Below are 12,786 nucleotides of genomic sequence, written 5' to 3'. Positions count from 1 at the left end.
TTTTTATCTAAATAGCAAATATAACAGGTATTTTCCTGTCAATTAGAACTAACAACCCTTTTTCCTAATGCGTTTCACTTTTTTCAATGATTTTTTAGCCCTAGTGTTTCCCCAGACCTGTGCGGTATGCAGAAGCAGTCTGTTTGATTTTGAAGAGTTGATCTGTAGGTCCTGTCAAGTGCAGCTGCCCTTTACTACCTATCACCAACGCCCAGACAATAATGATTTGGCGCTTAAAGTCATGGGACTTACCCGTGTCGGTCGGGTAATGGCTTTTTTGCGGTATAGTAAGAAAGGCGTCAGTCAGCGGCTACTTCACCAGCTCAAATACCGCAACCAACCTGAAATGGGAGTATTATTGGGTAAAATGTACGGACATGAATTGGCCAGAAATGGCTACAAGGATACTTGGGATGGTATTTTTGCGATTCCCTTGCATCCTGCCAAACAAAAGCGAAGGGGCTATAATCAAAGTATGATGTTTGCTGAGGGCCTTTCCAGTGTATTGGACTCGCCGGTCCGCGACTCACTCTTACGTACCAAGTTTACCAGTACCCAAACCAACAAGTCCAGAATGGAGCGAATTGCCAATGTGGAACATGTTTTTTCGCTGGTTACAGGAACTGATCTAAAGAATAAAAAGCTACTTTTGGTAGACGATGTGATGACTACTGGTGCTACCTTGGCTGCTGCCGCAAATGTGTTGCTGGAAGCGGGTGCCGAGCAGGTGGATCTTGCGGTTATTGCAGCGGGGAAATAAACAGTTTTTGTGGGTTTAATTTTTATAGATTTATGTTGTTTTACCAATTTTCAGGTTTTCTTCTACCAGCCGTCATCCTCATTTTATTGAAATGGAGTGTCCTAATCCGGAAGACATCAAAGTCGTGGCGCAATTTGACGAGGAATGGTTTGAAAAGCCTCTTGACTTATCTCCCACTCAATCGGAACAACTGATTCTTCAATCTGCCCATTTCAAAAAATCAGATGTATCAGCCACAGTGGACCGCTATTTTTGAGCTGTTTTGTTTTGGAATTACCTCTCTTATGCGCTTACCATGGTTTTTGTAGCCGTTGTGCTGTTGATCTTATGGCGTCGAGAGGTGTAGATCGATGGGGATAGAATACCTGAATCCTATACAATAATTTGATACTGAAGAAGGCCTATTTATCTATTTTTTGTTTTACTAAATCGATTAATTAGTTAGATTAGCAATTCTGTAAATTTGTATAGCGGTGTATAAACTACTTCTGTCAATAACCGACCCAAAAATGAAAAACCTGATTTTAGCTTGCGCTACCCTATTTTTATGGTCATGCGGTGAGCGTTCCTCTAGCGATTCCCAAGCAGAAGCCACTGCCAAACCCCACATCATTATCATCTTTACCGATGACATGGGCATTGGAGACCTATCATGCTATAATAGCGGCTGGGTGACCACTCCAAATATTGATAAGCTGGCCACCAATGGCCTGAAATTTAACCAATACTATTCGGCAGCGCCGGTCTGTTCCCCGTCTCGCGTTGGTATTACCACGGGGATGTTTCCCACCGAGTGGGGGATCAATACCTTTTTACACAGCCGGAAAGGCAATGCGAACTGCGAACAATTTGACTATTTAGACCCTGCTGCTCCTTCTATGGCACGCGTGCTAAAGACTGTCGGCTACAAAACCAGCCATGTCGGAAAATGGCACATGGGCGGGGGCCGTGATGTGGACGATGCACCGCAGATTACCGCATATGGGTTTGATGAATATACCACTACCTATGAAGGCCCCGATCCTGATCAGCTGATCACCGCTTCCAACTGGATTTGGAGCGAGCAGGACAGCATCGAAAGATGGGAACGAACCGGTTATTTTGTGGACAAGACCTTGGATTTTCTGGCAAGAAATAAGGAACAACCTTGTTTTGTCAACTTTTGGCCAGATGACATGCATGATCCATGGATTCCCAATGAGGAATTTTATGACCAGCGAGACACCTGGCCGAGCAAGCCCAACTTTATTCCTGTACTTAAGGAGTACGATCGGCAGATTGGTCGGTTGATGGCCGGACTGGAGGAATTGGGCATTGCTGAAAATACGATGATTATCTTCACCAGTGACAATGGTGCTTACCCGACTTATGAACATATCCGCACAAACAGCCAGCGGGGCTCCAAAAACAGCCTGTATGAAGGAGGAATTCGAATGCCTTTTATCGTGAGTTGGCCTGCTGCGATCGAAAAGGATCAAACGGATAGCGAAACCATTATCGGTGCAGTGGATTTACTACCGAGTTTGGCAAGTCTCACCGGTGCGCAATTGCCGGATGGATATGATTTTTCTGGGCAGGATTTAAGTGAAGCCCTGACGGGCAAAAGTCCTCAATCAAGAAATAAGGATCTTTTCTGGGATTTTGGGAGAAATGAACACTTCAACCGCCCCCGTCAGCCCCATCACCAAAGCCCTCATTTGGCCGTTCGACATGAAAACTGGAAATTATTGGTCAATTCCGATAGCACGCAAGTGGAGCTCTATGATCTGGATAAGGATATCAATGAAACTACCAACGTAGCGGACCAGCAGCCGGAGTTGGCAGGAAAGCTGAGCCATGAGGTAATTCAGTGGTATTGGGAAAAACGCAGGATTAGGGAAAACTAACATTATGACAGCAGTAGAAATCATCGAAAGCTTGGATTTAAAGCCTCATCCTGAAGGGGGTTACTTCAAGGAAGCATACCGAAGCCAAGGGATTATCAGTCAAAAATGCCTTGGAGAGCAGTTTGAAGGAGATCGTAATTATGCTACGGGCATCTATTTTCTACTGACTTCCGATACTTTTTCTGCTTTTCACCGGATTCGACAGGATGAGGCTTGGCATTTTTATTTGGGTTCGCCGCTTCGCTTGCACTCCCTTTCCGAAAAAGCTGGCCATGAGGAATTTGTCATTGGTGCAGACTTGCTTGATGGACAAATCCCTCAATTGGTAGTGCCTGCTGATCATTGGTTTGCCGCAGAAGTAATGGCTGAAGATGGCTTTGCCTTGGTGGGCTGTACCGTTTCACCTGGTTTTGACTTTAGGGATTTTGAGTTGGCGGATCAAAATAAGTTAACAGCGACTTTCCCTGATCATGCTGCATTGGTTGCCAAGTTTACGAGATGATATAATTGTTATTGAGCACTCGACATTGGTAATAATGACTTTTTTACCTTGCATTCTAACTTATTTTGATGACTGTAATTGATTTAAAATCAATGATTTAATACATTGCTCCTAGGTAAATCGCTTTTAAACTATTTGTAAAGAGATGTCAGCCTGAGCGGAGTCGAAGGCTAGACGTTGGACCTCGACTCCGCTTGGTCTGACGCTTTTTGCCAGAATTAAATAACTTCATGGGGTTAACAGCGATTTCCCTGATTGCTACCTGTTGTAATTTTACGTTAACATATAATGAAAAAGTCAGTTGTTTTTTTGATCTTACTTTTGGTCATCGGTATCAATTCATGCAGCGATAAAAATGCTCAGGGTGGAAGGAACCATACCAAAACCAACCCTGTGAATGTTAGTTTCTCGGATACCACTAATGTTGGTGATCTTCATAGGGCAGCGATGATTGGAATGTGGCAGTACACAGGAAATCCTTCTGAGGAAAGTGATCCCAACAAAAGGATTAAAGAATTTGAACTAAAGGCTGACTCTACGGCTAGGGTATGTTACTTGGATAGGATAGAAATAGGAAAATGGCATTGGAAAGAAATTGATCTAAGCGAAGGTACAAGGGAGTTTAAAATATATGTTTCTGGACTAATACTTGAATTTTCTAGAAATGGTAAAAGTAAAGTCTTTTTCGGTTTGAAGTTGGACACTATCAAAGTGGATGCTCCAATGACATTAGAGAAGGGCAAATTCCAAAAATTATAGAAATTACTTTTCACAATTATTCGTAAATTCATGGTAAACCAAACAGATCAACCATGAAACTCGGTGCTTTTTCCATTAGTCTTACCGTCAAGGACCTACAGGCTTCCAAATCCTTTTACGAAAAATTAGGGTTTGCTGTATTTGGCGGCAGTGAAGACCACCATTACCTGATCATGAAAAATGGCAATGCGTTGATTGGCCTCTTTCAGGGGATGTTTGATAAAAATATCATTACCTTCAATCCTGGCTGGGATGAAAATGCCCAAAAGCTGGATGAGTTTGATGATGTCCGCGAAATTCAACGAAAACTTAAAGAAAATGGCCTGCAGCTAGACCAGGAAGCCAACCCATCTACAAAAGGGCCAGCCAGCATCGTCCTAACCGATCCTGACGGAAATCCCATTTTGATTGACCAACATGTGTGACTGTTAGCTGATAGTATTAAAATTATGGACGTTGTGCTAGGTCTTCGCCCCAACACCAAAGAGTGTTGAGTCGCTGATTCCACCAACCAAAAAAGCACCTCAATGCTTTCTACTCAATGCTTATGACTCCAATATCTGCAGCCCAATTTAGAATTGAAGGACGGGAATTAGTGTTACTAAGAAAAGGTTTTCCCTATAAGCGGATAGTTTTACGGGAGATTGACAAGGTAGAATTTACCAAAGGCTCTAAAGTTAACAATCCACTATTGCTTGGTTTTTTCGGAATAGTATTGCTCAGTATGACCATTTATTCAGCCAGTACTGCGCTGGAAATAAGTAAAGGTTTTATAAGTGGTTACGATAATTTTAAAAATACTGGCTCAATTATGCGCGTATTATTTATTTGGTTGATTATGTTTGGGCTACTGGGGTTTATAGGGATATTTTCTTTATATGAGGCTTTTTGGCCAGTAAGGATTTTAAAAGTTAATGCTGGAAAGAAAAGATACGTTTTTGAATTAAAAAAAACGGATGAGAATGCTCAGTATAAATCACTTATCAAGGTATTTAGGCAAAGCATAGCTGTTGACGGAATAATCATTTATAGTCACCAAATTCCTTGAAATGAATAGGCTTCAAGTTGTTCGTGGTCTCCTTCCCAGCACCAAACAGCACTGAGTTGCGGACTCCACCAACCAAAAAAGCAGCAGCCCATTACGCTCGACAACATACAAAAAGACAATATGACCAAATACCTTTGGTATGCCAGTTACGGTTCTAACCTTTTGGAAGAAAGGTTCCTTTGTTATATCAGGGGTGGTAAACCCTTGGGCGCCACGAAGACCTACCAAGGCTGTGTGGATAAGTCAGTTCCAACGGAAAAAAAAGGGATTGAAATACCCTACAGACTATATTTTGCAAAAAATGCCAAGATATGGCATGGCGGTGGTGTGGCATTTATCCATCGGGAAAAGTCTGGCTCTGAGCGGACTTTGGCCTGCATGTACCGGATTACTCATGAGCAGTTTTATGATGTGGTCAAGCAGGAAAACGGGCTTCCGCAACGACCCGAAATAGATTTGGAACAGGTGATTGCTCAGGGAAATATGGTACTTGGAGCGGCTGGTTGGTATGACCACTTACTGTACCTTGGCAAACAAGATGGTGAGCCCATCTTTACTTTTACCGCCAAGCAATTGTTTCAGCCATATGTGGAGCCTCATGAATCCTACCTCGGGACCATAATCAGGGGAATAAAAGTGGTGCATGCATTGACTGATGAAGAAATTTTTGACTATTTGGCTGTGAAAGCGGGTATTGAGAACGCTCCCGTCCAGGCTGATTTAAAAAAATTGATTAGCTCTAGTAAGTAACCGAACAGCAAAATTTGATTGTTATTGGCTCTATATGGATTATAGAGGGTAAAGATATTATTCCGGTTAAATTAATGTTGATTCATGTTCCTTTTCAGTGGGCAATTTTCTATTCTGCCTTGAGGTATTTGACGTTAAGAAATCAAAGAAGTGGGCTGGAAAAAGCGCAGGCTTGTTTGACGTGAATCAGTACAAAAAATTGGTATGCTGCACAAATAGAGGAGTTTGCCTGCGTGAGTGCTGGCTTTGATTTTAGTCATATAGCTCACCGCAGCGGGTTTTTTTGGTTACGTTTTTCACCTGAAGGAAAAAAGTAACAAGGCAACAAGATGAAAGGCAAGCTAGAATTTGACATGCAAAGTAATAGTTACCCATAGTAAATCATATAGAACCTTGTTATTCCGACAGCTGTGCTGCGGAACCACGTAGAGTTGAGTTTTTAATTCAATACCACCTTCTGGAGTTGTTTTTTGAAGCACCATGGATTAATATCGGTTTTATTATCGAACACAGATGAGTAACTTAACTGTATAAATTCCAACCTTCTATGAATATTTCTCTCGAAAGCCAACGCATTCTCGTCACTGGAGCTTCCCGCGGAATAGGCCATGCTATTGCGAAACAACTTTCTGCCTCGGGTGCAGAGGTGTTGATCCATTACCATAAAAACCAAGCCGCGGCCAAGGCGTTGCAGCAGCAATTACCCCATACCAGCCATATCGTCCCGTGCGATCTGGGTGATTTGAAGCAGGTGAAGGGCTGGATTCCACGGTTGGTGGATAAGTATGGCAAAATCGATGCAGTAATCAATAATGCTGGCATTGCAGTTTCTGTATCGGATGAAGCACCTACAGATCAGTGGACAGCCACTTGGCTCCGCACGATGACCGTCAATGTCAACGCCTTGGCAGTCATTACCAAGGAATTTGTCCAGCACTCCCGCCTCAATAAAAATGGAAGGGTTGTCAATATCAGTTCCCGAGCAGCCTTTCGCGGGGATACACCTGAATACCTGGCCTATGCTTCCTCCAAATCCGCTTTGGTGGGCTTTACCAGATCAGTGGCCAGGTATTATGGAAAAGAAGGGATCCGCGCTTTTATCATTGCCCCGGGTTTTGTCCGAACGGACATGGCGCAGGATTTTATGGACCAGTACGGCGAGGACTTCGCCCTCAATGACATTGCTCTGGACCGACTTACTGAGCCAAAAGATATTGCACCGATGGTATGTTTGCTGGTTTCTGGCCTTGCAGATCATGCTACTGGTAGCACCATCGATATGAATGCCGGTTCGTATGTACATTAGTGGGGTTAGTAGTGAGATGTGAGTCTTAAGACATGAGATATGAGACGTTGAACATGAGATTTTACAAATGCTGGGTTGTGCGGGGTCTTTACCCCAGCACGGACAAGCTTTGAGTCTCTGACTCAATTAAGCTGTTCCAGATTTGTTAGCCTCCCAGTTATTATGACATTTGAATAACCAAACTTAAATGAATAACCACGACTTTAGAAAACATGCCCATCAGTTGGTGGATTGGATGGCTGATTACTTGGAGCAAAAAGAGAACTATCCTGTAACTCCTGATATCCAACCGGGAGAGATTTATGATAAATTTCCCGATAAGGCACCCGAAGATCCCGCAACGTTTGATGAGATTTTTACTGATTTTGAAGAAGGGATCATTCCTGGTATGACCAACTGGCAACATCCGATGTTCTTTGGGTACTTTCCGGCAAATACTTCCGCGCCATCTATCTTGGCTGAGATGCTCATGTCCACATTGGGTGCCCAATGTATGTCTTGGCTAACGTCTCCAGCTGCTACCGAACTGGAGGAAAGAGTGGTCAATTGGCTGCGAGATGCCAAAGGACTGGACTCCACGTGGAAAGGTGTCATCCAGGATACGGCTTCTACGGCTACGCTATGCGCTATTTTGGCCGCTAGGGAACGAGCAAGTCAATTTTCTGTCAATGAAAAGGGCTTCAGTGGTCAGGAGAAATTCAGGGTGTATAGCTCTCAGCAGGCCCATTCGTCGGTGGATAAGGCCATGCGAATAGCGGGACTGGGGCATCAAAATCTGGTAAAAATTCCTGTGGATAACCATTTTGCAATGATCCCGGAGGCTTTGGAAGGCGCTATAGAAGCGGATATACAAAATGGATTTTCGCCATTGTGCGTCGTTTCGGCTTTGGGAACGACCAGTTCGACGGCCATTGACCCTATTGGAGAGATCGGAAAAGTGGCTGCTCGATTTGGAATGTGGCATCATATCGACGCAGCCTATGCCGGCACTGCTCTCCTACTTCCGGAATTTCGCTGGATGATTGAAGGTCACGAGTTGGCCGACAGCTATGTTTTCAATCCGCACAAATGGATGTTTACGAATTTTGATTGTTCGGTGCTTTTTGTAAAGAATGCTGATGATCTTGTCCACACATTTTCCATGACCACTGAATACCTCAAAACGGATCAAGATGAGCATGTGCATAACTACCGCGATTGGGGAATCCAATTGGGCCGGAGATTTCGGGCATTGAAGCTTTGGTGGGTAATCAGGGCCTACGGTTTGGCAGGAATCCGAGAAAAGCTCAGAGGGCACCTAGAACTTACGAAATTGGCAAAAAAATGGGCCGAAAATGAAGAAAATGTAATAGTAGAAACACCTAATATTTTGAATGTCTTTTGTTTCCGATTTGTGGAAAAGTCACTATCCACATCCCAGCAAAATGACTTTAACAAGACTTGGATGGATCGGGTAAATGCCAGTGGAAAAGTCTTTTTCACTTCGACTATATTGAATGGAAATTTTGTGATGCGATGGGTTATCGGCCAAACGGACGTAAAAAGAAAGCATATCCAAATCGCTTGCGATTGCTTAAAGACCGAACTGGAAATTGTGAAGAAAGCGTATATTGTTTAAGAGTGTACTCTTTTTAACACCATGTGGATAACATGTTCAAAAACAAGAATATAAACGGATAAGGCATTTTTTACTTAACGAATCTTAGAGACCTCATTGCGTTGTGGACTTAGTGGTTAGTCGTTTTAACCACAGAGGTCACCAAGGTTCACAAAGGGCAAAGAGTGAGTTAGGGTTCTTACAACAACGAATAATTTTGATGGATATTGATTTTAGGATCCAACACAAGTTCATAGCGTAAACTGGTATAAAAGGGAATTCCTAGGTTTTTTTTATTTAAAATGAGTCTAAATAAAATTAAAGTCTTATATTTGCACTAGTTTTTAATCGCTAAAAACAATTTAGCAAATGACTATTCAGCAATTAGAATATGTATTGGCTGTAGATAAGCACCGTCATTTTGGACATGCAGCCGAAGCTTGCTTTGTAACCCAGCCAACCCTAAGTGCCCAGATACACAAGTTGGAGAGGGAGTTGGATGTGGTGATCTTTGACCGCTCGAAAATGCCGGTAATTCCTACAGAAATCGGTCAACAGCTGATAGAGCAAGCCAAAAGGGTGGTATCTGAAAGCAAGGGGATTTATGAGATGATATCCCAACTCAAGGGAAATATCAGTGGCGTAATCAAGCTGGGAATCATACCGACCTTGGCCCCACACCTATTACACCTTTTTATCCGGAATTTTTTGGAGAAATATCCTAATGTGCAGTTACAGGTGGAAGAATTGATCACGGAGGAAATTATCAAGCGCCTCCGAAATGATGAGTTGGATTTGGGGATTGTGGTCACTCCATTGCAAGAGCAGGGCATATTGGAAAAGCCAATGTTTTACGAGAAATTTTACGCCTATCTCTCCAAGGACCATCGCTTGCTGGAAAAAGAGGCCATTGAAGTAAAAGACCTTATGGCGGATGATTTTTGGGTATTGCAGCAAGGACATTGTTTTCGAGATCAAGTCCTGAGCATCTGCGACCAAACCAAATTCCAAAGAATGAATTTTCATTATGAAAGTGGTTCACTGGAAGGCCTCAAAAACATGGTGAACCGTTACAAGGGAGTTACGCTATTGCCAGAATTGGCCACGTTTGATTTGGCTGAAGAGGAGAAATCTAGGATCAGGCCGTTTGCCGGAGAACAGCCTACGCGGGAAGTGAGCATTGTGCTGACAAGGAGTTTCTTGAAAAAACGCTTGGTAGAGTTACTCTATAATGAAGTGACTCAAGCCATTCCTAAAGAGATGACCTCAAGCGCTCATGGAAAAGTCGTGAAGTTTAAGTAAACCTAAAGCCCCTATTCGCTCAGCAATAATGCATGATTTTGGATAACACGCTTCCTTCGCCTACGCTCAGGAAGCGTGTTATTTTTTATGAGGTGAAATTTCCAGCGTGCTAATCTCTCACTTTATAGAATTACCCCTTTTCAGATTACCCTTGGTTTTTCATGGCGTGGTCCACCGCCCTGGCAGCAAAAACCATATACGTCAATGACGGATTTTGGGTGCTGGTAGATGTCATGCATGCTCCGTCGGTAACATAGACATTGGGACAAGCATGGAGCTGATGATGCTTGTTCAGCAAGGATGTCTTGGGATCGTGCCCCATGCGGACACCACCCATTTCGTGGATGTCTAAGCCTGGACGACGTTCGTCATCCCAAGTTCGGATATTTTTAAATCCAGCTTCATCAAACATCTCAGCCAATTGGTCGCGGTAATCCTGGATCATGTCCAGGTCGTTTTGGTCGTAGTCCACATTGACCTTGAGTTGTGGCATTCCCCAATCATCTTTCTTGTCCGTGTCCAGCGCGACGTAATTGCTTTCTTTTGGAATGGTTTCGCCCATCATGTGAGAACCAATCCTCCATGGCCCGTAGGACGGATTCATCATGTTTTTAACTAAGTCTGCTCCCGTACCGCTGTAATTTACGTCCTTGGATCGGCTGCCGTGAATGCCCGCTGCATATCCTCTCAGAAAATTGGTTTCTTGTTTATCCACATTCCTAAATCGTGGCATATAGCCACTGGTAGGTCTTTTTCCTTCAGTGGTAAACGCTTTCAGCCCGTCATATTCTCCCGATACTCCACCACGGTAATTGTGGAATGCTACATATTTTCCCATCAATCCATTGTCATTGCCCAGACCATTGGGAAAGCGCTTAGAGGTAGAATTCAATAGTATTAAATTGGTGTTGAGTGCACTGGCATTGACAAAAATAATCGGAGCAAAATATTCGGTGACTTCTTTTGTGTTGGCATCGATTACCCTTACTCCTGTGGCTTTTTGCTGCGCATCGTCATAAATAATGGAATGTACAACGGCATTATTTTTTAGGGTCAGGTTTCCGGTACGCTGCGCCCAGGGAAGTGAAGCGGAATTGGAGCTGAAATAGCCGCCAAATGGGCAACCGCGTTGGCATATGGTCCGGTGTTGGCAGATTCCCCTGCCTTGCTTGGCATAATATGCTGCATTACCGGTGATGTGTGCACAGCGGCCACTGATGACGTTTCGGCCTGGATATTTTTGCTCCACAACGGATTTAAAATACTCTTCAGCAGCGGTAAGCTCAATTCCGGGCAAGAACTCCCCATCTGGGAGATGTGGAATGCCATCATGGAAACCGGCCACCCCTACAAACTTTTCCACATAGCTGTACCAAGGGGCGAGATCCTTGTACCGAATGGGCCAATCTACTGCAAAACCATCCCTAGCGGGCCCCTCAAAATCATGGTCACTCCACCGCTGGACCTGCCGAGCCCATAGTAGGGATTTTCCGCCCGTCTGATAGCCACGGATCCAGTCAAAAGGCTTTTCTTGGATGTAAGGATGCTCTTGGTCTTTTACGAAAAAGTGGGCTGCATCCTCTCTAAAAGCATAGCAGCGGCTGACCACGGGGTTTTCACGCTGTATGTCTTCCGGCATTTGACCCCGGTGCTCAAATTCCCAAGGCATCATATTGGTCGTCGGGTAATCTTTGTTGTGGATAACACTCCTTCCCCGTTCCAGAACCAAGGTTTTGACCCCTTTGTCACACAGTTCTTTGGCAGCAAAGCCACCACTCATGCCAGAGCCAATGACAATGGCCCCATATGTATTTTCTTGTTTGCTTTTTATGTTCAGATTAGCCATTGATGTTCACTTTTTCTCCTGGTACGATTTCTTTTTTCCCATTGAATTCCGGCCCTGGCACCAATTGGAAGGGCATGAGTTCGGTCATCACATACTCGGAATTCATATAACCTTGGATGGTATATTTTTTCGTGGTTTGCAAAAAATAGTGCGTGGCCATTTCATCATCCGATGTTGGTTTGCCTTCCAAAATGGCATTGACAGTTTTTTCTGCTTCTACATTGTCCATTTTGGTAAACCGGGTACCGGATGATTTTTTGGTATAATCATCAAATCCTTTCAGGCCAGTAAGAAATTGCTTTTGCTCCCCGTCACTCATGCAGTCATTGGCCATTACCAAGACAAAATCGTGTACGCCCAGCTCTACAGCACCTTTTAGGTCTGTTTTGGGAATAATGGTATCTACCAGTTTTTGGAGTAATTGCTGCTGGCTTTCGGTAATCTGCAGCTCATCATACGCAGCCAGTATATTTTCCTCACTAAAATCACAGGAAGGGATCAAGGCCAGGCCACCTGCTGCCATGGCGAGTTGTTTTAAGGCTAATCGTCTGTTCATAGGTTTGTCATTAGGGGCATTTTGGGTTAATGAGAATTTTGTGAAAAGATAAAACGGTTTAGCCAATTTTTCAATGAATTAGTGATTTAATCCATCGGCAGCAAGTATTATTGATTTCAGCTTTTTGGCAATTTTAATAAAAACTTGGATTCCAATATATCGAAAAAAGTAACGCAGTACAGCTAGGTTATTGGAGAACCACATTAGGCACATTGAGTACAATAGGCTGAAGTTTGGTGAACATTTTTGGTTTTCACACCAATTGATGAAACGCAGCGAGCTTCCTATAAATTGGATTCCTTATCACATCAACAAAATGGAGTTTTTAACTCCATTTTAGTGGTTGCTCAACCACAGCTGTCCGGAACAACGGTGGGAGCAATTCGGTACCCGCTCGTCACTTTTGAGTCTTTAACCTCACCACCTTCAAAACCATAAAAAAGAGCCGGAAAGCAATAGAGCTTTCCGGCTACA

Annotated in this window: 12 protein-coding genes; 10 read left to right on the top strand and 2 right to left on the bottom strand. The window is 43.5% G+C overall.

Translation table 11 applies throughout. The features are described 5' to 3' along the window. Positions 1–67 precede the first annotated feature (67 nt). The 10 genes from FDP09_RS05050 (at position 68) to FDP09_RS05005 (ending at position 9,910) form a co-directional block, all read left to right on the top strand. The gene (locus FDP09_RS05050; RefSeq protein ID WP_137401613.1) at positions 68–760 is read left to right on the top strand and encodes a ComF family protein; all 693 of its coding nucleotides are present in this window, start codon (positions 68–70) and stop codon (positions 758–760) included. A gap of 509 nt (positions 761–1,269) precedes the next feature. Then, on the top strand, positions 1,270–2,646 hold the full coding sequence (locus FDP09_RS05045) for a sulfatase family protein (protein WP_137401612.1): 1,377 nt from the start codon (positions 1,270–1,272) through the stop codon (positions 2,644–2,646). A 4-nt stretch (positions 2,647–2,650) separates the two neighbouring features. Next, positions 2,651–3,148 (top strand): cupin domain-containing protein, encoded by a 498-nt coding sequence (locus FDP09_RS05040; RefSeq protein WP_137401611.1) that lies wholly within the window; start codon positions 2,651–2,653, stop codon positions 3,146–3,148. Between the two features lie 288 nt (positions 3,149–3,436). Next, a complete protein-coding gene (locus FDP09_RS05035) occupies positions 3,437–3,907 on the top strand; it encodes a hypothetical protein (RefSeq protein ID WP_137401610.1) in 471 nt (156 codons plus the stop codon). A 53-nt stretch (positions 3,908–3,960) separates the two neighbouring features. Next, on the top strand, positions 3,961–4,332 hold the full coding sequence (locus FDP09_RS05030) for a VOC family protein (RefSeq protein ID WP_137401609.1): 372 nt from the start codon (positions 3,961–3,963) through the stop codon (positions 4,330–4,332). A 122-nt stretch (positions 4,333–4,454) separates the two neighbouring features. Continuing rightward, the gene (locus FDP09_RS05025) at positions 4,455–4,955 is read left to right on the top strand and encodes a hypothetical protein (protein WP_137401608.1); all 501 of its coding nucleotides are present in this window, start codon (positions 4,455–4,457) and stop codon (positions 4,953–4,955) included. Between the two features lie 120 nt (positions 4,956–5,075). Further along, the gene (locus FDP09_RS05020; RefSeq protein ID WP_137401607.1) at positions 5,076–5,705 is read left to right on the top strand and encodes a hypothetical protein; all 630 of its coding nucleotides are present in this window, start codon (positions 5,076–5,078) and stop codon (positions 5,703–5,705) included. A 547-nt stretch (positions 5,706–6,252) separates the two neighbouring features. Next, positions 6,253–7,011, top strand: coding sequence for an SDR family oxidoreductase (locus FDP09_RS05015; protein WP_137401606.1), 759 nt, complete (start codon positions 6,253–6,255; stop codon positions 7,009–7,011). Positions 7,012–7,198: 187 nt separating this feature from the next. Continuing rightward, a complete protein-coding gene (locus FDP09_RS05010; protein ID WP_137401605.1) occupies positions 7,199–8,629 on the top strand; it encodes a pyridoxal phosphate-dependent decarboxylase family protein in 1,431 nt (476 codons plus the stop codon). 348 nt (positions 8,630–8,977) lie between these two features. After that, positions 8,978–9,910 (top strand): hydrogen peroxide-inducible genes activator, encoded by a 933-nt coding sequence (locus tag FDP09_RS05005; protein ID WP_137401604.1) that lies wholly within the window; start codon positions 8,978–8,980, stop codon positions 9,908–9,910. A gap of 145 nt (positions 9,911–10,055) precedes the next feature. Here FDP09_RS05005 and FDP09_RS05000 read toward each other — a convergent pair whose 3' ends face one another. Beyond that, the gene (locus FDP09_RS05000; RefSeq protein WP_137401603.1) at positions 10,056–11,756 is read right to left on the bottom strand and encodes a GMC oxidoreductase; all 1,701 of its coding nucleotides are present in this window, start codon (positions 11,754–11,756) and stop codon (positions 10,056–10,058) included. After that, a complete protein-coding gene (locus tag FDP09_RS04995; protein WP_137401602.1) occupies positions 11,749–12,312 on the bottom strand; it encodes a gluconate 2-dehydrogenase subunit 3 family protein in 564 nt (187 codons plus the stop codon). The genes FDP09_RS05000 and FDP09_RS04995 overlap by 8 nt, the downstream gene beginning before the upstream one ends. Positions 12,313–12,786: the final 474 nt, after the last annotated feature.

Origin of the sequence: Echinicola rosea (genome assembly GCF_005281475.1) — a bacterium.
Lineage (GTDB): Bacteria > Bacteroidota > Bacteroidia > Cytophagales > Cyclobacteriaceae > Echinicola > Echinicola rosea.
This window is presented reverse-complemented; position numbering and strand designations above follow the sequence as displayed.

Bases quoted from the DNA above. Each gene is read 5' to 3' on its own strand.
- FDP09_RS05010 (WP_137401605.1), top strand. From the start codon at position 7,199: ATGAATAACCACGACTTTAGAAAACATGCCCATCAGTTGGTGGATTGG.
- FDP09_RS05045 (WP_137401612.1), top strand. From the start codon at position 1,270: ATGAAAAACCTGATTTTAGCTTGCGCTACCCTATTTTTATGGTCATGC.
- FDP09_RS05020 (WP_137401607.1), top strand. From the start codon at position 5,076: ATGACCAAATACCTTTGGTATGCCAGTTACGGTTCTAACCTTTTGGAA.
- FDP09_RS05000 (WP_137401603.1), bottom strand. From the start codon at position 11,756: ATGGCTAATCTGAACATAAAAAGCAAACAAGAAAATACATATGGGGCC.
- FDP09_RS05040 (WP_137401611.1), top strand. From the start codon at position 2,651: ATGACAGCAGTAGAAATCATCGAAAGCTTGGATTTAAAGCCTCATCCT.
- FDP09_RS05050 (WP_137401613.1), top strand. From the start codon at position 68: ATGCGTTTCACTTTTTTCAATGATTTTTTAGCCCTAGTGTTTCCCCAG.
- FDP09_RS05030 (WP_137401609.1), top strand. From the start codon at position 3,961: ATGAAACTCGGTGCTTTTTCCATTAGTCTTACCGTCAAGGACCTACAG.
- FDP09_RS05005 (WP_137401604.1), top strand. From the start codon at position 8,978: ATGACTATTCAGCAATTAGAATATGTATTGGCTGTAGATAAGCACCGT.
- FDP09_RS05015 (WP_137401606.1), top strand. From the start codon at position 6,253: ATGAATATTTCTCTCGAAAGCCAACGCATTCTCGTCACTGGAGCTTCC.
- FDP09_RS05025 (WP_137401608.1), top strand. From the start codon at position 4,455: ATGACTCCAATATCTGCAGCCCAATTTAGAATTGAAGGACGGGAATTA.
- FDP09_RS05035 (WP_137401610.1), top strand. From the start codon at position 3,437: ATGAAAAAGTCAGTTGTTTTTTTGATCTTACTTTTGGTCATCGGTATC.
- FDP09_RS04995 (WP_137401602.1), bottom strand. From the start codon at position 12,312: ATGAACAGACGATTAGCCTTAAAACAACTCGCCATGGCAGCAGGTGGC.